The sequence below is a fragment of the Caballeronia sp. LZ034LL genome, from assembly GCF_031451215.1.
In the GTDB taxonomy this organism is placed as follows: domain Bacteria; phylum Pseudomonadota; class Gammaproteobacteria; order Burkholderiales; family Burkholderiaceae; genus Caballeronia.
In genome coordinates this window covers 916967-937042 of sequence record NZ_JARUXR010000001.1, presented here as the reverse complement: position 1 = coordinate 937042, position 20076 = coordinate 916967, and the positions used below count along the sequence as shown (strand labels likewise).

Annotated in this window: 16 protein-coding genes; 6 read left to right on the top strand and 10 right to left on the bottom strand. The window is 67.1% G+C overall.

The annotated features are described in order from the left end of the window. Window positions 1-8 precede the first annotated feature (8 nt). On the top strand, window positions 9-770 hold the full coding sequence (locus QCE83_RS04340) for a glycosyltransferase family 2 protein (RefSeq protein ID WP_309807827.1): 762 nt from the start codon (window positions 9-11) through the stop codon (window positions 768-770). Window positions 771-785: 15 nt separating this feature from the next. On the opposite strand, the gene QCE83_RS04335 is transcribed toward QCE83_RS04340, so the two are convergent. Continuing rightward, entirely contained in the window at window positions 786-1859 is a 1074-nt protein-coding gene (locus tag QCE83_RS04335; RefSeq protein WP_309807826.1) for a glycosyltransferase family 4 protein, read from the bottom strand. After that, a complete protein-coding gene (dnaE, locus tag QCE83_RS04330) occupies window positions 1859-5407 on the bottom strand; it encodes a DNA polymerase III subunit alpha (protein ID WP_404984121.1) in 3549 nt (1182 codons plus the stop codon). The genes QCE83_RS04335 and dnaE overlap by 1 nt, the downstream gene beginning before the upstream one ends. Before the next feature lie 221 nt (window positions 5408-5628). Between dnaE and QCE83_RS04325 the strand changes: the two genes are divergently transcribed. After that, window positions 5629-6498 (top strand): sulfurtransferase, encoded by an 870-nt coding sequence (locus QCE83_RS04325; protein WP_309807824.1) that lies wholly within the window; start codon window positions 5629-5631, stop codon window positions 6496-6498. Between the two features lie 10 nt (window positions 6499-6508). Continuing rightward, window positions 6509-7384: a tRNA glutamyl-Q(34) synthetase GluQRS gene (gene gluQRS / locus QCE83_RS04320; protein ID WP_309807823.1), complete on the top strand. Its 876-nt coding sequence runs from the start codon at window positions 6509-6511 to the stop codon at window positions 7382-7384. A gap of 79 nt (window positions 7385-7463) precedes the next feature. Here gluQRS and QCE83_RS04315 read toward each other — a convergent pair whose 3' ends face one another. The 4 genes from QCE83_RS04315 to purT form a co-directional block, all read right to left on the bottom strand. Continuing rightward, the gene (locus QCE83_RS04315; protein WP_309807822.1) at window positions 7464-8963 is read right to left on the bottom strand and encodes a DEAD/DEAH box helicase; all 1500 of its coding nucleotides are present in this window, start codon (window positions 8961-8963) and stop codon (window positions 7464-7466) included. Between the two features lie 638 nt (window positions 8964-9601). Further along, window positions 9602-9967: an MliC family protein gene (locus QCE83_RS04310; RefSeq protein ID WP_309807821.1), complete on the bottom strand. Its 366-nt coding sequence runs from the start codon at window positions 9965-9967 to the stop codon at window positions 9602-9604. A 69-nt stretch (window positions 9968-10036) separates the two neighbouring features. Next, window positions 10037-10195, bottom strand: a complete 159-nt coding sequence (locus tag QCE83_RS04305) for a DUF6726 family protein (protein WP_309811450.1) — start codon at window positions 10193-10195, stop codon at window positions 10037-10039. 60 nt (window positions 10196-10255) lie between these two features. Next, window positions 10256-11518: a formate-dependent phosphoribosylglycinamide formyltransferase gene (purT, locus tag QCE83_RS04300; protein WP_309807819.1), complete on the bottom strand. Its 1263-nt coding sequence runs from the start codon at window positions 11516-11518 to the stop codon at window positions 10256-10258. 321 nt (window positions 11519-11839) lie between these two features. Here purT and QCE83_RS04295 point away from each other — a divergent pair, with 321 nt between their 5' ends. Together QCE83_RS04295 and QCE83_RS04290 are read left to right on the top strand one after the other, a co-directional pair. Further along, window positions 11840-12448: an META domain-containing protein gene (locus QCE83_RS04295; protein WP_309807818.1), complete on the top strand. Its 609-nt coding sequence runs from the start codon at window positions 11840-11842 to the stop codon at window positions 12446-12448. Between the two features lie 211 nt (window positions 12449-12659). After that, on the top strand, window positions 12660-16184 hold the full coding sequence (locus QCE83_RS04290) for a DNA translocase FtsK (RefSeq protein WP_404984120.1): 3525 nt from the start codon (window positions 12660-12662) through the stop codon (window positions 16182-16184). Between the two features lie 28 nt (window positions 16185-16212). Here the strand turns inward: QCE83_RS04290 and QCE83_RS04285 are convergent, their stop codons facing one another. The 3 genes from QCE83_RS04285 to QCE83_RS04275 form a co-directional block, all read right to left on the bottom strand. After that, window positions 16213-17286 (bottom strand): transporter, encoded by a 1074-nt coding sequence (locus QCE83_RS04285; protein ID WP_309807816.1) that lies wholly within the window; start codon window positions 17284-17286, stop codon window positions 16213-16215. Between the two features lie 86 nt (window positions 17287-17372). Continuing rightward, the gene (locus QCE83_RS04280; RefSeq protein WP_309807815.1) at window positions 17373-17936 is read right to left on the bottom strand and encodes an antimicrobial peptide resistance and lipid A acylation PagP; all 564 of its coding nucleotides are present in this window, start codon (window positions 17934-17936) and stop codon (window positions 17373-17375) included. A 35-nt stretch (window positions 17937-17971) separates the two neighbouring features. Next, window positions 17972-19297, bottom strand: a complete 1326-nt coding sequence (locus QCE83_RS04275) for a lactonase family protein (protein ID WP_309807813.1) — start codon at window positions 19295-19297, stop codon at window positions 17972-17974. A gap of 240 nt (window positions 19298-19537) precedes the next feature. On the opposite strand from QCE83_RS04275, the gene QCE83_RS04270 reads away from it, so the two are divergent. After that, a complete protein-coding gene (locus tag QCE83_RS04270) occupies window positions 19538-19690 on the top strand; it encodes a DUF3096 domain-containing protein (RefSeq protein ID WP_309807812.1) in 153 nt (50 codons plus the stop codon). Between the two features lie 128 nt (window positions 19691-19818). On the opposite strand, the gene QCE83_RS04265 is transcribed toward QCE83_RS04270, so the two are convergent. Beyond that, entirely contained in the window at window positions 19819-20067 is a 249-nt protein-coding gene (locus QCE83_RS04265; protein ID WP_309807811.1) for a hypothetical protein, read from the bottom strand. Window positions 20068-20076 lie beyond the last annotated feature (9 nt).

Genomic DNA, 20076 nt, shown 5'->3' with positions numbered 1-20076 from the left:
ATAGCCCCATGAACCCTCCGACGCTCGGCATCGCCATCATCACGCACAATGCCGCCGCCCGGCTCGCGCAGTGCCTGCAGGCCGTCTCCTTCGCCGATGAAATCGTCGTCGTGGACGGCGGCAGCAGCGACGCCACCGTGGGCATTGCCGAGGCGCATCGGGCGCGCGTGATCGTCGCGCGCGACTGGCCCGGCTTCGGCCCGCAGAAGAACCGCGCGCTCGACGCCCTTTCCACAGACTGGGTGCTGTCCATCGACGCCGACGAGATCGTGACGCCCGAACTCGCCGTCGCGGTCCGCGCCGCCATCACGGATCCGCAGGCGGATGTCTACGCGGTGGACCGGCTGTCGAGCTTCTGCGGCGTGTGGGTGAAGCACAGCGGCTGGTATCCGGACTGGATCCCGCGCCTGTTCCGGCGCGGCACCGCGCGCTTTTCGCCGGACCTGGTCCACGAACGGCTCGTGCTCTCGACGAGCAAGCCCGTGGTGCGCCTGTCCGGCCGGCTGATGCACTACTCCTACGAAGATTTCGAAGCGGTGTTGCGCAAGCTCGACGCCTATTCGACCGCCGGCGCCGAGCAGCGCCACGCCGCCGGCAAACGCGGCAGCTTCGGCGTTGCGCTGGCGCGCGGGGCATGGGCGTTCGTGCGGACGTATGTACTGCGGCGCGGTTTTCTCGACGGCCGCACGGGCTTCATGATCGCGCTCTTCAACGCGCAGACGGTGTATTACCGGTTCCTGAAGCTCGCGCACATGAACGAGTTCCGCTGACGCCCGGCGTCGAATTCAGCGCCGTTTCCCGGCGATGCCGCGCGCCAGCTCGACCAGCGCGCCGACGTGCGAAGCCACCTCCGCGTCATAGCGCACGGCGTCGGCGCCCACGCGTTCGCGTTCGCCGGGGCGGCGCGACGCGAGAGCGGTGTGCACGGTGCGGCGCAGATCGTCCGCGTCGCCCGACTGGAACACGTGCTTGGCGTGGTCCGCGATGGCATCGCAGCAGCCGATGCACGCCGGGAAGATCACCGGCGTCCCGCACATGACCGATTCGATGCCGACCAGCCCGAACGGCTCGTAGCTCGACGCGAGAATGGTGAAATCCGCGGCGCGGTAGGCATCCTCGATGTTCTTCACGTAGCCGATATAGCGCACGTTCGCGGCGGGCGAGTCCGGCGCGCGGCCCGCGACGGCCACCACGACGTTCATGCCGGCCAGCGCCTGTTCGATCAGCGGCAGGCCCTTGCGCTCGTGACTGCTCGACGGAAACAGCAGCACCGTCTCGCCTTCCTTGAAACCGAACTGTTCGCGCAAACGCGCGCGCGCGGCGGCATCCACCGGTGCGAAACGCGCGCGATCCACCGGCGGATACAGCACGCGGATCTTCGCGGAATCGACGTGATAGAGCGTGCGCAGTTCGTCGGCCATCATGTCCGAATGGGCCACGATGACCTCGGCCTGCGCGTATTGCCGGCGTTCCAGCGCGATCTGCCGCGTGTCCGACGCTTTCTCGCGCCGCCCGGTGGCGCGCAGGAAGCCGATATGCGTGCCGCCGCAGATCGCGATCTCCGACCCCTCGACGCGATTGCAGCCGATCAGCACGTCCACCTTTGCCTTCTTGCGGGCGCGCTTCAATGTCCACGAGAAATACGCGTCGCGCAGCTTGCCCGGCAGGAACGACACCTTGATCCGATGCGCCTCGACGAGCTTGCTCTCCGGCAGCGAAGTGTCGATCTTGCGTGCGAAGAACGCGGGCTTGTCGCGGCATTCGAAGCCGGCGGCGGCGAGGCCGCGCACGAGGTCCATCGCGTAGCGTTCGAGACCGCCGGAATGCTTCAGCGCATTCGCTGAAATGCCGAGCCGCATCAGTAGACGATCTCGATCGCGCTGCCCGCGAACTCGCCGCGCAGCGCCAGGATGAGTTCGTCGGTGGGCTTGACGCGCCAGGCGTCGCCCAGACGCACTTCGCCTTCCGCGTGCTCGCTGCGATACACGACGCTCACGTTCAAACCGTTCGGGATAGGTGCAGGCTGCCGCGAACGCCCGCCGTCGCGGCCATTCTCACGGCCGTTGTCGCGCGCGGGCGGCGGCGCTTCGCTCTGCGCGCCCGCCGCGTGCGCTTCGAGCACACGGCGCAGGCGCAGCGAATCCGCGTTGCCGTTCATCTCGACCTTCACGGACTGCGCATAGCGGCTGCGGGCGCGCTCCAGGTCCATCGCGGTATCGACGGTGAAACGGATGCCGCCCGTGAACGCGTCATTGCGCGCCATGCCCTGCACGACGAGCAGTTCGTCTTCCTTGAACAGCGCCTTGTTCGCCTCGAACTGTTCGTTGAACACGGTGACTTCGCACTGGCCGCTGCCGTCGTCGAGATTGACGATCAGCATCTTGCCGCGCTGGGTCATCTGCGTGCGCATCGAGGAGATCACGCCTGCGATCAGCTTGTCGCGCCCTTCCTTCAATTCGCCGACCTTCTGGCGCACGAAGCGGCGCACTTCACCCTTGTAGGCGTCGAACAGGTGACCCGACAGATAGAAGCCGAGCGCGGTCTTCTCTTCCTGCAGCCGCTTCTTGTCCGACCACTCTGCTTCCTCGACATACTCGTGCTTCGCGAGCGGCGCGTCACCCATGTCGAAGAGTCCGGCCTGCATCGCATTGGCGGCTGCCTGGTCCGCGGCTTCCATTGCCATCGGCACGGAGGCGAGCAGTTGCGCGCGGTTCGCGTGCATGGTGTCGAACGCGCCCGAACGGATCAGCGCTTCCACCGTGCGGCGGTTCACCACGCGGCGGTCGATGCGCTCGCAGAAGTCGAACAGGTCGGTGAACGGCCCGTCCGCGCGCGCGCGCAGGATTTCCTCGATGGCGTTCTGCCCGCTGCCCTTGATCGCGCCGAGACCATAGCGGATGGTCTTCGAGCGCGCGCCACTGGCTTCCGCGACCGGCTCGAAGCGGTACGCCGACTGGTTGATGTCCGGCGGCAGCACCTTGAGGCCGTTGGTCGCGCAGTCCTCGAAGAGGATCTTGACCTTGTCGGTGTCGTCCATGGCGAGCGACATGTTGGCCGCCATGAATTCCGCCGGATGATGCGCCTTGAGCCACGCCGTGTAATAGGCGAGCAGCGCGTAGGCCGCTGCGTGCGACTTGTTGAAGCCGTAGCCCGCGAACTTCTCCATCAGGTCGAAGATCTCGTCGGACTTGGCGCGCGCGAGGCCGTTCTTCGCCGCGCCTTCCGCGAAGATCTCGCGATGCTGCGCCATCTCCTCGGCCTTCTTCTTGCCCATCGCGCGACGCAGCAAGTCCGCGCCGCCGAGCGAGTAGCCGCCGATGATCTGCGCCATCTGCATCACCTGCTCCTGGTAGACCATGATGCCGTAGGTCTCTTTCAGGACAGGCTCGACGCGCGGGTCCGGATACTCGACGATCTCGCGTCCGTGCTTGCGCGCGCAGAAGCTGGGGATCAGGTCCATCGGGCCCGGCCGGTACAGCGCCACCAGCGCGATGATGTCCTCGAAGCGGTCCGGCTGCGCGTCCTTCAGCATGCCCTGCATGCCGCGGCTTTCCAGCTGGAACACGGCGACCGTGTTGGCCTTCTTCAGGATGGAGAACGAAGCCGGATCGTCGAGCGGCACCTGCGCGAGATTCCAGTCCTGCTTCGAAGGATCCAGACGGCGGATGTAGCGCTCGGCCCAGTCCAGGATGGTGAGCGTGGTCAGGCCCAGAAAGTCGAACTTGACGAGGCCGACCGCTTCCACGTCGTCCTTGTCATACTGGCTGACGACGCCGCCGTCCTCGCCCTGCGTATAGAGCGGGCAGAAGTCGGTGAGCTTGCCCGGCGCGATCAGCACGCCGCCCGCGTGCATGCCGACGTTGCGCGTCAGCCCTTCCACGCGCTGCGCAAGTTCGAGCAGCTGGTGCACTTCGTCTTCGGCGTCGAAGCGTTCCTGCAGCGTGGGCTCTTCCTTCATCGCGTCCGCGATGGTCACGTGCTTGCCCGGCTTGAACGGGATCAGCTTCGCGACGCCGTCGGTGAACATGTAGCCGAGATCGAGCACCCGGCCGATGTCGCGCACCGCTGCCTTCGCGGCCATGGTGCCGAAGGTGGCGATCTGCGACACGGCGTCCGCGCCGTACTTGCCTTTCACGTACTGGATGACGCGGTCGCGGCCTTCCTGGCAGAAGTCGATGTCGAAGTCGGGCATCGACACGCGTTCCGGATTCAGGAAGCGCTCGAACAGCAGGTTGTAGCGCAGCGGGTCCAGGTCCGTGATGCCGAGCGCATACGCGACCAGCGAGCCGGCGCCCGAACCGCGGCCCGGACCCACCGGCACGCCATTGTTCTTGGCCCACATGATGAAGTCGGCGACGATCAGGAAGTAGCCCGGAAAGCCCATCTTGATGATCGTGCCGCATTCGAAGTCGAGCCGCGCGTAATAGGTCTCGCGCTGCGCGTCGCGTTCGGCGGTATCCGGATACAGCTGTTCCAGACGGACTTCGAGCCCTTCCTTCGACAGCTGCACGAGGTAGTCGTCCAGCGACATGCCGTCCGGCGTCGGGAACAGCGGCAGCTTCGGCTTGCCGAGTTCGAGCGTGAGGTTGCAGCGCCGCGCGATCTCGACCGTATTCGCGAGCGCGGAAGGAATGTCCGCGAACAGCGCGCACATCTCGTCCTGCGTGCGGAAAAACTGGTCCTGCGTGAAACGCTTCTGCCGACGCGGATTGGCCAGGATGTCGCCTTCCGAAATGCACACGCGCGCTTCGTGCGCGGTGAAGTCGTCGGGCGTCATGAACTGCATCGGATGCGTGGCGACCACCGGCAGGCGCAGCTTCGCCGCGAGCCTGACCGCTTCCTGGATATACGCCTGCTCGCCCGGCTGGCCGGCGCGTTGCAGTTCGATATAGAACGCATCCGGAAACAGTTTGGCCCAGCGTTCCGCGTGACGTTGCGCGCTGGCCGCATTGCCGGCCGCGAACGCCATGCCGATATCGCCCGTCTGCGCGCCGGACAGCGCCAGCAGACCTTCGGCGAGTCCCTCTTCGAGCCACTCGGTCAGCACCTCGGCGCGGCCGCGATACTGGTTCGTCAGCCATGCGCGGCTCAACAGCTCGCACAGGTTGAGATAGCCCTGCTTGTCGCGCACGAGCAGGAGCAGGCGCGCGGGCTTGTCGCGGTCGGCGGGATTGGTGATCCAGACGTCGCAACCGGCGATGGGCTTGACACCCTTGCCACGCGCTTCCTTGTAGAAACGCACGAGCCCGAAGGCGTTGCCGAGGTCGGTCAGCGCGAGCGCGCCCTGACCGTCTTTTGCGGCAGCTTTGACGACGTCGTCCAGCCGCACGATGCCGTCGGCAATCGAGAATTCGGAGTGGACGCGGAGATGAACGAAGCGGGGATCTGACATGGCGGTATTGTACATGCGGGTCGTTCGCGCGAACCGGCGGGCGGGCGCGCTGGCCGAACGGACAAGGCCCTGGCCACGCGGCCAGCTTGCGCAATCGCAAGCCTTGGCGGAACGGCCGGACGAGCCTTGCGGCGCGCGACGAACACGCGCGCCGTTTGCGAGATAATACGGCCTTTGCGCGGCTGCTTCCCGCCGCACTTTTTACCCGTTACAGCCGTTTCGCGCGCCGTCCGATCATGAGCATCCTGAACCTCTCCGCCTATAAATTCGTCACCATCGAAGACGGCCCGGCCTGGCGGCCGCTCGTCACCGAACGCTGCAACGCGCTCGGCCTCAAGGGCACGATCCTGCTGGCGCCGGAGGGCATCAATCTTTTCATCGCCGGGCCGATTGCCGAAGTCCGCGCCTTCATCGATTACCTGCGCGGCGACGCGCTCTTCGGCGGCCGCTTCGCCGACCTGCAGTTCAAGGAAAGCCTCTCCGAAAAGCAGCCGTTCCGCCGCATGCTGGTGAAGCTCAAGCGCGAAATCATCACGATGAAGAAGCCCGCCATCCGGCCGGAACTCGGCCGCGCACCTTCCGTCGATGCCCCCACGCTGAAAGCCTGGCTCGACCGCGGCCACGACGACGCAGGCCGTCCGGTTGTGATGCTCGACACGCGCAATGCGTTCGAGGTCGATGTCGGCACGTTCGAGCATGCGCTCGATTACCGCATCACGAAATTCAGCGAGTTTCCGGAAGTCATCGAGCAGAATCGCGCGGATCTCGAAGGCAAGACGGTCGTGTCCTTCTGCACCGGCGGCATTCGCTGCGAGAAGGCCGCGATCCACATGAAGGAAGTGGGCATCGATCACGTGTATCAGCTCGAAGGCGGCATTCTCAAATACTTCGAGGAAGTCGGCGGCGCGCACTACGCGGGCGAGTGCTTCGTGTTCGACTACCGCACCGCGCTCAACCCCGAGCTCCAGCCGACCGCAACCGCGCAATGCTTCGGCTGCCGCGCGGTGGTGCCGGCCGAAGCACAGAAGTCGCCGTACTACACGCCGGGCAAGACCTGTCCCGCGTGCCATCCGGACGCAAAGACCGGTGACAGCCAGGCGGCCTGAGCCACGCCCGATGACCTACCGCGGCCGCTTCGCGCCCTCGCCGACCGGTCCGCTGCATGCCGGCTCGCTCGTGAGCGCGCTCGCGAGCTTCCTGGATGCGCGGGCACACGGCGGCAGCTGGATCGTGCGGATCGAGGACGTCGATGCACCGCGCACCGTCGCCGGCGCCGCCGACGAGATACTCGCGACGCTCGCGCATTTCGGCATGAATTCGGATGCGCCGCCGGTCTGGCAAAGCACGCGCGACGCCGCGTATCAGGCCGCGTTCGAGCGCTTGCAGGCGACCGGGCTCGTCTATCCGTGCGGCTGCACGCGGCGCGAGATCGCGGATTCGCTCGTGCAGGCCCATGAACGCCACGCAACGCTCGCCTACCCCGGCACGTGCCGCGACGGTCTGCATGGCAAACCCGCGCGCGCATGGCGCCTGCGCGTGCCGGACGGCGATGCGGCATGCATCCGTTTCATCGATCGCTGGCAGGATCCGCAGACCCAGAATCTCGCGACCGAAGTCGGCGATTTCGCGTTGCGGCGCGCGGACGGACTGTGGGCGTATCAGCTGGCGGTCGTCGTCGACGATGCCGAAGCCGGCATCACGCATGTCGTGCGCGGCGCCGATCTGCTCGACTCCACCGCGCGGCAGATCTATCTGCAACGGTGTCTCGGCGTGCCGACGCCGGACTATCTGCATGTGCCGGTGGTCAACAGCGCGAGCGGCGAGAAGCTCAGCAAGCAGACGGGCGCCGCGCCGCTCGACCGTCACGCGCCGCTCGGCGCGCTGATCGAGGCCGCGCGGCATCTGGGCATCGAGGTGTCGGCGGATACGCTCGACGCCTTCTATCGCGCAGCGACCAGCGCATGGGCGAAACGCTACGGGCCGGACGTGTAATAGAACGCGCAATAGAAAAAGGCAGCCGCGCGGGCTGCCTTGTTCATTCACTCAGCAATGCAATCAGGACATCACGACGTCACGACGTCTTGCGCGGCATTCCCAGCCCGCCGAGCAAGGCTGCGAGCGGCTGCTTCGGCGTGCTCTTGCGTTCGGGTTCGACCGTTTCGTCCTGACGTTTGATCGCCGACGGCGACGGCTCGTAAGGCTTCAGGAAGAACTCGTCGACCGGCTGCTGGCGGCCGCGCGGACGATCATGCCCGGCCGGCCCGCGACGGCGAGCACCGTCTTCGCGCGGCGCGTGACGATGCTCGCTGCGCTCGCCCCGCTCCGCACGGCCGAAGCGCTCTTCACGACGCGGCGAAGACGAACCCGACCCGTCGCGACGAGCGGGCATTTTCACTTCCAGCGGCTCGACTTCGAGCGGACGCTTGATCAGCTTCTCGATGTCCGCCAGTTGCTTGCGCTCGTTGGCGCTGCACAGCGAAAGCGCGTCGCCCGATGCGCCCGCGCGCCCCGTGCGGCCGATGCGGTGCACATAGTCTTCCGCATTGAACGGCAGGTCGAAATTGATGACGGCGGGCAGCTCGGCGATGTCGAGCCCGCGCGCGGCCACGTCGGTCGCGACCAGCGCTTCGACTTCGCCGCGCTTGAACGCGTCGAGCGCCTGCATGCGCTCGCTCTGCGAGCGGTCGCCGTGAATCGCGGTAGCGACAATGCCGTCGCGTTCCAGCACGCGCGCCAGACGGCTCGCGCCGATCTTGCTGTTGCAGAACACGATGACCTGCTTGAGCTCGCGGTCGCGGATCAGTTGCGCGACTGCGCCCGACTTGTCGCTCTCGTGAACTTCGTAGACGATCTGCCGCACGTTCGCGTTCGTCGAGTTGCTGCGCGCAACCTCGATGGTCTGCGGGTTGCGCAGGTAGGTCGACGCCAGCTTCTTGATCTCACCCGAGAAGGTGGCCGAGAACAGCAAGGTCTGGCGCTCCTTCGGCAGCAGGTTCAGGATGCGCTGCAGGTCCGGCAGGAAGCCCATGTCGAGCATGCGGTCGGCTTCGTCGAGCACGAGCATCTGCACCTGGCCGAGATTCACCGTCTTTTGCTGGACGTGATCGAGCAGACGCCCCGGCGTTGCGATCACGATCTCGACGCCGCGGCGCAGCGCGTCCGACTGCGGATTCATGTCGACGCCGCCGAACACCACCGTGCTGCGCAACGGCGTGTGCTTCGAGTAGGTCTGCACGTTTGCGGCGACCTGGTCGGCGAGTTCGCGCGTCGGCGTGAGCATCAGCGCGCGCACGGGATGGCGCGCCGGCGACGCGCTGGTATTGGCGTTCGGCAACAGCCGTTGAATGATGGGCAGCGAAAAGCTGGCGGTCTTGCCGGTGCCGGTCTGGGCGGCGCCCATGACGTCGCGGCCGGCGAGCACGACCGGGATGGCCTGTGCCTGGATGGGCGTCGGCGTGGTGTAGCCGGACTCGCGCACCGCTTTCAGGATGTCGGCGGACAAACCGAACTGGTCGAACGTAGGCGCGGCGGCCTCGGCGGTGGACGGGTTCGTGGCGACGGAATCGGACATGGTGACTATATTTGGCTATCGCTAAAAATCCGCTCGATGCGGAAAGCATAAGGAACCGGTCGATCTGGCGCGACCGATGACTTCGGTGGCATTCGGTCCAGTCCGGGTCCAGTCCGGTTCCCTACGCGGATGTGTTTCGGTGCGTTCGCGGCGCGTCGGACGCGCGCGGGCGCGTGATGCCGGGCACTGCGTTCGTGAGCGAGCCCGGGTCGCCCTGTTCAATTGCGGAATCTGCGGCTTGCAGGTCTGCGTCGATGGAACACGCTTTCCGTGACGTTTCCATGGCAGCGTCGCCGCCGGACGGAGAAGCGTTGCCGGCCTGTCGGGCGCCGTGCAGCGGGCGAATGAGCCGCGAATGAGCCATTTCGCTGCAGGCCCTTGGCCAGCTATTTCAGCCCCGGACCACTGCGGCAATGCTCGGTTGGCCGCTGGCGCCTGGCTCCGACAGCGTGGCCGCAAGCGACGCCACCCCACCGGGTACTGCCCGACCACGCACTTACCGAGGCCGTAAAGCCGCATATTGTAGCACCGCCTGCACAAGCGCTCCGGCCGCATCGGCGGGCCGCCCGCAGCGGCGCGGAGCCTGCCGCACGCTTGGGCAGGTTCCGATGCCCTGGCTCCCGGCCGTACTAACCGTATTACTTGCGTTCGACGCAATCGGCCAGCAGCGGCGGCGAGTCTTTCGCGGCCATCTCATCGTAGAGGTTGGCCTGCGGGCCCTTGGTCCACCATGTGTACTGATCGGCGACGTATTTCGCGCCCGATGCCGCGACGACACCGACGAACAGCAGCTTGCGCCCGTCGACGGTCAGCGTTGCGAAGCTCTGATGATTCCGCGCGTTGGTGTACTGCACGGACACGGTCTTGCCGTCCTTGCAGTCGTAGCGCACATTTTGCGTCGTTGCCGTCTGGATTTGCGGCACGGTCAGCGGCATGGCCTGCGCGGCCTGGGCGCCCAGCGCGCCGAGCACCATGGCAATGGCGAATGCGGGAAGTGTCTTCATGGTTCGTTTCGGGTTCGTGTTGAGGTCGGCGCGGTGGCTTCGCATGTGCATCCGGCAGGTGTTCCGCCGTCAGGGATCGATGACGTCGGCGCAGGCGTCGGTGGGCGCGGCCGCCACATGCCCGACCACCGGCACGATCTTCAGTCCCGCCGAGGCAATCCGGCACGGCGCGGCCGCCAGTCCGCATCCCGAGAGACCCAGGGTGACCGCGATCAGCGCGGCCAGCATGCTTGCTTTCACTTGTCTGCTCCCGTCGGCCCGATCAGCCGCGCATTCATTCAACCCGCTTCATTCAACCTTCACAGGCCGCACCTTCGACGCCGCCTCGCGCGCGCGTTCGCGTGCTTCGGTGATATCAGCGCCCGTCGCCAGCGCGACGCCCATGCGGCGCTTCACGAAGCTCTCAGGCTTGCCGAACAGGCGCAGGTCCGCACCCGGCACCGCGAGCGCCTCCGCGACACCCTCGAACGCGATGCCCGCTTCGTCCAGCCCGCCATAGATCACAGCCGACGCGCCGGGCGTGCGCAAGGCCGTATCGACGGGCAAGCCGAGGATGGCCCGCGCGTGCAGTTCGAACTCCGAGAAACGTTGCGTGGCCAGCGTCACCAGCCCCGTATCGTGCGGGCGCGGGCTGACTTCCGAGAACCACACGTCGTCGCCGCGCACGAACAGCTCGACGCCGAACAAGCCACGCCCGCCGAGCGCCGTCGTCACCTGGGCCGCCACCTCGCGCGCGCGTTCGAGCGCGACCGGGCTCATGGCCTGCGGCTGCCAGGACTCGACATAGTCGCCCGCCACCTGCACGTGGCCGACCGGCTCGCAGAAATACGTCTGCGTCGCGCCGCTGACGGGGTCCGCCGCACGCACTGTGAGCAGCGTGATCTCGTACTCGAAATCGACGAACCCCTCGACGATCACGCGCCCGTGATTCACGCGCCCGCCGGCCAGCGCGTACTGCCATGCGGGCTCGACGTCGGCCTCGCTCCTGAGCACCGACTGCCCCTTGCCCGACGACGACATCACCGGCTTCACCACGCACGGAAAACCGATCCGGCCGATCGCGGCCTTCAGTTCGTCGAGCGAGTTGGCGAAGGCGTAAGGCGAAGTGGGCAGGCCGAGCGTTTCGGCGGCGAGCCGGCGAATGCCCTCGCGATTCATCGTGAGCTGCGTGGCGCGCGCGGTCGGGATCACCGTGACCTGGCCCGCCGCTTCGATGGCCGCGAGCGCGTCCGTGGCGATGGCCTCGATCTCCGGCACGATCAGATGCGGCTGTTCCTGTTCGACCAGCGCTTGCAGCGCGGCGGCGTCGGTCATGTCGATCACATGGGCGCGATGCGCGACCTGATGACCCGGTGCATTCGCATAACGGTCCACGGCGATCACCTCCACGCCCAGCCGCTGCAACGCGATGATCACTTCCTTGCCGAGCTCGCCCGCGCCCAGCAGCATGACGCGCGTGGCGTGCGCCGACAGCGGCGTGCCGATGCGCGATGCGCCCGTGTTGGCGGCTTGCGGGCCGGTCGCGGCTGTGCGGGGTGAAACGATGGACATGACGTGCTCCGGAATGAAACGTGAAGTGTTGAATGCTGAACGTGCTGCGGCGGCGGAATCCGCAGAATTGGGCCGGATGTTAACACGCAGCGTCCGCGCCGCGAGACTCGTCCGTTTGGCCAGCGGACAGAACCGAAAGTTCGCCGGCGGCCTCGGCATTTCGCCGGTTGACCTGCATCGGCACGATTGAATTCCCTGCCCGTCGCAATCGTTGCGGCGACAATTCACTTGCCGCTTGTTGCTGCTTGTTGCGCTTTGTCGCTGGACAAATCGTAGGACGAGTGCGATACGCTTACGGTTTCGCCCGCTCCAGGATCATCGATGCTCACGTCCCTCTTTCGCGCATCCGCTGCGCGTCCATCGTCCCGTTTTTCGTCGCGCTTCTTCTCGCGGGTCACGCGCACGGCCGCCGGAGCGGGCGCAGCGTTCGTGGTCGCGAGCCTGGTTGCCGGCTGCGCGATCCCGAAACATTCGGACGCGAGCGCACCGCCCACCGATCCGTACAATCCCGCCGCGACGCAATTGCTCGACGACACCCAATGGCAGCTGACCCGCTGGACCGATGCGAACGGCCAGACCCGCGCGCTCCCGGGCGATGTCCAGGGCACCGCTCAAACCGATGCCGCCCGTTCCGGCCAGCCCCTCACGCTCGATTTCTCGACCTCCAGCGGCCGCCGACGCGCGAGCGGCTTCGCGGGCTGCAACCGCTTTGCCGGCACGTACGACCTGAAGGACGGCAAGCTCAGCTTCGGTCCGCTCGCGGGCACACGCATGGCTTGCCCGGGCGGCACGGGTGCCGCGCTCGAGCAGCCCTATCTGGACGGCCTCGCGCATGTCGCGAAAAGCGGCGTGCAGATGAATCCGCCGCAGTCGCTGCAGCTCACGCTGGAGGACGGCCAGGTCCTCGTCTTCGCGCCGCACGCCAAGTGAACCCGGCGTGCGCACAGCGAACATGGCGAATCCATGAACGCATGTGTTGCGTGCTTGCGGCAGGCACAGGGGCAAGCACATGCGCAGGCACATGGGCAGACGCGCCACCCGTTAAACTGCTCGCTCCAACCGCCCGGCCTCCTCGCGCAACACGCCCGGCCGGGCAGCACTTCCAGTCTCATTCAACATTGGTTCAATCTCAGGCATGCACATGGTAGTTCTCGGCTGGTTCGGTGCATCGGTCATCTGGTTCGGCTTCCTGCTCTGGCGCCTCGTCAGGCTGGCGTTGCCGGGCGGCGCCGCGCGCCGCGGCCCCGGCACGATCCGCCTCTGGCTCGGCTTCATCGCCGTGCTGCTTTCAAGCAGCATCCTCGAAGGAACGCTGACTCGTTCGCTCGAGACGCAGTTGAACATCAACCGATGCGGGCGCGCGCTCGCATCGGCCCTGAGCGAACTGGCGCATCCGGCCGGCGCGGGCGCGCTGGCCGCGCTGGTGCTGGCCATCTTCCTGCCGTGGCTGGTCGAGTTCAGCTGGCGCAGCGTGCTCGCCTGGGCCGACGAGGCCTTCGGCTTCGGCTTGCCGCAAAGCTGGCTCACGCCCCGCGAACGTTCCGCCGAAGCGCGGCCCCGGGAAAGCCGGGCACAATCAGCACAATCAGCGCAATCAGCGCAATCGGCCCGCGACAAGTCGGCCGGCTGGTTCGAGCGCCGCGCGCAGGCCCGCGCCACGCGTGCCCCGCGCGATGTCCCAGAGCGCAGCGTGCGTGCCGAGCGCTTCGACGCGCCGTCGTCGCGCGTACCGCCCGACGAACCGACGCTCGGCCTGCCTACGGCCAGACGCGGCAGCCGCTATCAACGGCCGACGCCGTGGCGCCCGCCCGCCGTGGGCAAGAGCGCTACCCGCAACACGCACGGAGCCGCCGACATCGGCGATGCCGCGCTCCGTCCGCAACCGAGCGAACCCGTCGCGCCTGCTGGCTGGCTGAAGCCCGGTACGCCGTCTTCCGTCGCCGCCCGCGACGGCCGTTCACCTTATCCGGCGCGCCAGGCGTCCGCGTTCGCGGCGTCGGGTTCGGGCCTGCGGGCCTCCATCGCCGCCGACGCGCCCGCCACCCCTAAGCCCGCTCCCATCAACCCGGGCGTGAATCCGGGCGTGAACCGCCCGCGCGGAACCCCCACGTCGATGCCCGCACAGCGCACTGTGCCCGCGGCGAGTTCGGTGAGCGCATTCGCCACGGCGCCCGCGCCCGCCGCCGCAGGCGCGCGCACCGCTGCACGCGGCCCGGTCACGGGTTCGCAACCTGCATCCGGCGGCGTCAGACGCGCACCGTTGAATCCGGGCGCTGCACCCGTCGCGCGCGAATTCACGCCCGCCCCGCTGGTCGCGCCCGCGTTTTCCCGTCCGCCGACGCCGCCCGCACCGGCCGGCCCTCCGCCCGCGCCCGAATCGATTCAGGCGACGCTGCGTTCCATCGAGGAGAAAACGGCCTTGTGGACCTCGCTGGCCGGCGCGAGCCTCGCGCGCGGACACGTGGCGATGGCGAGATCGGGCCAGCCGGCGAGCGACGAAACCTTGCCCGCTCAGACCGTGTCCACCTCGCACGAGTCGAGCGAGACTGATGTCGAGCAGACAGCGATTGCCGAACCGCACGCACATCGCGAGCACGACGATTTCACCGACACCCCGCTGATCGACGCGCACCTGATTGCGCCGGCGCTCGTCGAACCTGCGCCTTTATTCGAGATGCGCGTGCCTGAGCCGTTGGCATCGCCGCTGCCTGTCATGCCGCCCGCGCCGCCCGAACCCGAACCCGAAATCGACGCACACGCCGCAGAGCCTGCACCGGAAGCCGCCCTCCCGCCGGAACCGCCGCTGCCTGAAATCAGCGAGCCGTCTGCTGCCGTGACGCCGCCCGACGAAGCCCTGCGCGACGCCGACCAGACGCCGCCGTGGCTGGACCTGCCCGAAACCGTGCTCGACAGCGTCGAGCCGCCGGCGCCGCCGCGCCTGCACATGCTCGACGCACCCGTCGAGGAAGCGCTGGAGGATGAGCAAGACGAGGATTGGCGCCAGGTGGCGGGCGACGAATGGGCGTCGCGCTCGAACATCGTGCGCTTTCCGATCACGACGACCGCCACACCGGCTGCAGCACCGGCCTCGACACCGGCCCCAGCGCCCTCCCCGGCCGAACCCCGCGCGCCCGTACGCGGCTTCACCTCGACCGAATTCGAATTCCACGCACCGCACGCGTCGCCCGTCGAATTGCCCGGCCTCGACCTGCTCGAGCCCGCCGCCGACGAAAGCGAGCCCGTATCCGAAGAGCGTCTGCTCGAAACCGGCCAGCTGATCGAGCAACGCCTGCAGGAATTCAAGGTGCCGGTGACGGTGGTCGGCGCATCGGCCGGACCGGTGATCACGCGCTTCGAGGTCGAGCCGGCGCTCGGCGTGCGCGGCAGCCAGATCGTCGGCCTGATGAAGGATCTGTCGCGCGGCCTCGGCCTCACGTCGATCCGCGTCGTCGAGACGATTCCCGGCAAGACCTGCATGGGCCTCGAACTGCCCAATCCGAAGCGCCAGATGATCCGCCTCTCGGAGATCCTCCGCGACGACGTCTATCGCACGTCGAAGTCGAACCTGACCATCGCGATGGGCAAGGACATCGTCGGCAATCCGGTGGTCACGGATCTCGCGAAGGCGCCGCACATGCTGGTCGCGGGCACGACCGGCTCGGGCAAGTCGGTCGCGGTCAACGCGATGATCCTCTCGCTGCTCTACAAGGCGAAGCCCGAGGACGTGCGCCTCATCATGATCGACCCGAAGATGCTCGAGCTCTCGGTCTACGAAGGCATCCCGCATCTGCTCGCGCCCGTCGTGACCGACATGAAGCTCGCGTCGAACGCGCTCAACTGGTGTGTCGGCGAGATGGAGAAGCGCTATCGCCTGATGTCGGCGGTCGGCGTGCGCAACCTGCAGGGCTTCAACCAGAAGATCCGCAACACCGAAGCCGCCGGCAAGAAGCTCTCGAACCCGTTCTCGCTCACGCCCGACGCGCCCGAGCCGCTCTCGACGCTGCCGCTCATCGTCGTCATCATCGACGAACTGGCCGACCTGATGATGGTCGCCGGCAAGCAGATCGAGCAGCTGATCGCGCGGCTCGCGCAGAAGGCGCGCGCGGCCGGCATCCACCTGATTCTCGCTACCCAGCGTCCGTCCGTCGATGTCATCACCGGCCTCATCAAGGCGAACATTCCGACGCGCGTGGCGTTCCAGGTGTCATCGAAGATCGATTCGCGCACGATCCTCGACCAGATGGGCGCGGAATCGCTGCTGGGCGCCGGCGACATGCTGTTCCTGCCGCCCGGCACCGGCTATCCGCAGCGCGTGCACGGCGCGTTCGTCGCCGACGACGAAGTGCATCGCGTGGTCGAGCATCTGAAGCAGTTCGGCGAGCCGGAATACGAGGAAGGCATCCTGTCGGGTCCGACATCGGAAGGCGGCACCCAGGACCTGTTCGGCGACACGCCGGACGCCGAAGCCGATCCGCTCTACGACGAAGCCGTGGCCTTCGTCGTGCGGACGCGGCGCGCGTCGATTTCGTCGGTGCAGCGGCAGTTGCGCATCGGCTATAACCGCGCGGCGCGGCTGGTCGAGCAGATGGAAAGCGCCGGCCTGGTCTCGCCGATGGGCAGCAACGGCAACCGCGAAGTGCTCGCGCCGCCCGGACCGGGCGAGTAAGGCCGGCGTCCGGGCGCGGGCCCGGACCTCACCAGAGCCGCAAGCGGCGCAGCAGGAAGATCGTGATGGCGGCGCACGCCGTCATCACGCCCACGACCACCCAGAACGACGCCGGGTCCTTCGTGCCCGGCAGTCCCGCCACGTTCATGCCGAAGATGCCGGTCACGAGCGTCGCCGGCAACAGCAAGGCCGACATGATCGCCAGCCACAGCAGCTTGCGGTTGATGTCCTCGGAGAGCGCCGCCGCGATCTCGTCCTGCAGCAGCTTGGCGCGCTCGTAAAGTCCTTCAAGCCCGCCGCCGAGGCCATTGAGCACCTGGATCGCCTGCACCAGCGCTTCCATCGAACGCGGCTCGGCCCATTCGAGCCGGCGCAGCACGAGCTGGGTCAGCGCATTGCGCTCCGGATCGATGAAGCGCTTCACCTCCACGATGCGCCGCCGCACATCGCCCAGCAGCGCGCGGCAGCGTGAATGCCCGCCTTCGAGCACGGTTTCCTCGACATCGTCGAGACAGTCGCCGAGTTCGTCGATGCGATCCGCGAAGGTGTCGTTCAGCGCGCGGATCAGGCCCGCGAAGAGATCCACCGGATCGCGGAAGGTCGTGCCTTCGAGCAGCGCATGACGCAGGCGGTCGGTGGATTGCAGCGGCCGCGCGCGCACCGTGATCATCCGGTGCCGGTCGACATAGAAGCGCAGCGCGCCGGTCGCGCGGTTCGCCTCGCGCGCATCGGGCGCGGCCGCATTGGCCGTCTTCGCGACGAGTTCGAGATCCGCCACGACGCCATACATGAAGTTCGTGCCGATATGCACGCGCGGCCGCTTGTCCTCGCCGTTCAGGAATTCGCGCGCCACATCCGGCATCGACGCGACGCCTTCGAGCCAGCCTTCGACGGTGTCGTCGTTGGCGGACAGATGCAGCCACGTCATGTTCTCGCCGACGATCGACGCACGCGCCTCGTCCCAGGTCAGCCGCAGCGCCTGGCCGCCGGTAAAGCGAAATGCCGTGATGAAACCCGGCGGCGCCGAGGCGTCGCTTTTTTCGCCGGGGTGGTGAGAGTCCGTCGCGCGTTCGCGCGCTTCGATCGGTCTGGTCGTATTCAAAGTGCTTCCCTGCTGTTGCCTTGTGTCTGCATCAACCGAGGCTTTCGCTGCATGAGAGCCGAAGAACGGCGGTGCGTCGCATCGTACTAGAACTCGTAGCGCCCCCAGAAGAACGCGACGTCGCCGTCGTTGAGGCCCGGGATGCGCGGGATGATCGTCGCCATGACGGACGCGCGCCGGTATCGCACCGAACCCACCGGCAACGCGAGCGGCAACGGCGCATAGTGCGCCACGTCGCTGCGCGCGGTCACGCCGACGAAGAATCCCCCGCCCGCCTGCAAACCGCCCAGCACCGGCTTCGTGTACCACTGGCGCGCGTAACCGCCGATCGGCTCGACGTTGTGATGCGAATCCGAGAACGCGAAAGCGAACAGGATGTCCTCGTTGCCGTCGGCGCCCGTCCAGTGCTTGCCCAGGCCGCCGCCGTATGACCACGGATTCAGTTCCTTGCGGTTGTCGAAGCCGTCGATGTGCCAGCCATAGCCCGTCACGTAGAGATCCCAGGTGCCGTCGCGCGCGACGCGCGTCACCCGCTCGCACGCCGACGCCATCCAGTCGCGCTGGTAGTCGCACTGGCCATCGGCCGCATGCGCCACGAGCGGCGCGCACGGCGCAAACGCCGTGAACAGCATGAGGAGGCTTCGCTTCATCGTCGTCGGAACGCCGGCGCGTCAAACGCCCGCGTTCAGGAAGGCGAAACGAACTTGAAATCGACCGGTGAGCCGATCGACAGCTGCTTCGGATCCGACGCAAGCTCGCCCGTCTGCGGATCGCGCCGGTAGAAGTAGACGCTGTCGCTTTCCTGATTGCCGACGACGAGCCAGCGCCCGGTCGGATCGATCGCGAATTCGCGCGGCGTCTTGCCGAGCGTCGGATAACGGTGCAGCAGCTTCAGCTGGCCGTTCGACGGATCGACCGAGAACGCGACCAGTTCGTTCGCGTCGCCGCGATTGGTCGCGTACAGGAAGCGTCCGTCCGGCGAGAGATGCAGCGCCCCGCCGCCAATCTTGCCCCGGAAGCCCGACGCGAACATCGGCACGCTTTGCGTCTGCGTCAGCTTGCCGTCGCGGTAGTCGAACACGAGCACGGACGCGCTCAGTTCCGTCGTCAGATACGCGTGCCGGCCGCTGGCGTCGAACACCAGATGGCGCGGGCCGGAGCCTGGCTTGATCGGCGTGTAGCGCGCTTCGGTCGGGCCGAACAGGCCACGGCTGCTCGCGGCCGGGTCCGGCGTGTAGCGGTAGGAAAACACCTTGTCGACGCCCAGATCCTGCGCGAACAGATACTTGCCGTCAGGCGAGAACACCGTCGAGTGGACGTGCGAATTGTCTTGGCGTCCCTTCACCGGACCGGCGCCCTCGTGATGCACGGTCAGGACGGAGGTGCCTACTCGGCCATCGGCGGCCAGCGGGAACACCGCGAAGCTGCCGCCCGGATTCGACGCGACCGAGTAGTTGGCTGTCAGCAGATACTTGCCGTCGGGCGAGATCGCGAGATAGCAGGGATCGTTGCCTTCCGAAGAGACCCGGTTGAGAAAGCTCAGCTGTCCGCTCGCGCGATCGAAGCGAAACGCGCTGATGCCGCCACGCTGCGAGGCGGGGCCGTTGTCGCCGGGCAATTCGTTCACGGCGTACACGTAATTCCGGTCGCGGCTCACGACGAGATACGACGGATTTACCGTCTGCGCCGACGCAATGCGCGACAGTTCGCCGTTGGCCGTGTCGAAACGATAGACGTAGATGCCTTCGCTCTTGCCGCCGGCCGTATAGGTGCCGATGAGCAGATCGAAGACCTGCGAGCCGGCCGCATTGCCCGCCGCGCCGTCCGCCGCACTGCTCGTCGAGGCCGGCGCGGCGGGCGTTTGCGCGAAGCTCTGCGCTGCCGCCAGCGACAGCATCAGCGCAATCCCGCGCACCCAGGCCACCGGCCTGCGGCGCGTCAGGCGCGCGTCTTGCAAGGTGCGGGGGAGCGTGGTGACGCCGCCGAATGCGCCGATTGGGCTCGAATGCATGAAACCTCCTCATCGTCTTTTTGCTGCGTGTTGTTCAGGGGGCGATGCGCGACCGTAGCCTGCGCGGGCCTCGCATGGCCGACGACGTGCGGGAGCAAGTTCTGCTCCAAAGCGCCTCGAAGGTAGCGACGGCATGCAAGGCGCATGACGGCTTCGGGACTTCAAGAAGACAGTGTCGAGTCCAAGATACACCACGCACGACGGGCCAACCGATTCGAACCAACAACAGGAGTTGCCGCCATGACCGTACATCTCGCACTGGGACCGCTGGTTTCGCTGATCGCCGGGATCCTGATTCTCATCATGCCGCGACTGTTGAATTTCATTGTCGCGATTTATCTGATCGTCATCGGGCTGATCGGCCTGTTCGGCATGGGCTCGACGCATTTCTGAGCACTGCGGCGCGCACGCCTTTCCCGCTGCGACAGACGCGCGAACGCGGATGCACGGCTCGCGCCGCGCATCCGCGTCAGAGGTGTTCAGTCGGAAAAGCCCGGCGCAAGTGTGCCGGGAACAGCGGCTCAGCCGTTGGCGAGCCGATCCAGACGCAGCCGCCCTTGCAGCGACAGCGCGCCCACCGATACCCCGCTCACGCCGAAGGTGTAGCGGTTGAAGCAGCCGCGCTCAGTGAGAAAAGCGGCGGCAGTTTCCATGGCGTTACGCGACAGGCCCAGATGCCGATGATCGAGCGTGAGCAGCGCTTGCGTGTCCGGCATGTCGCTGGCGGCAGAAAGAATGGCGATGCAATCGGCTTTCGACGGATAGAGCATGGAATTCCG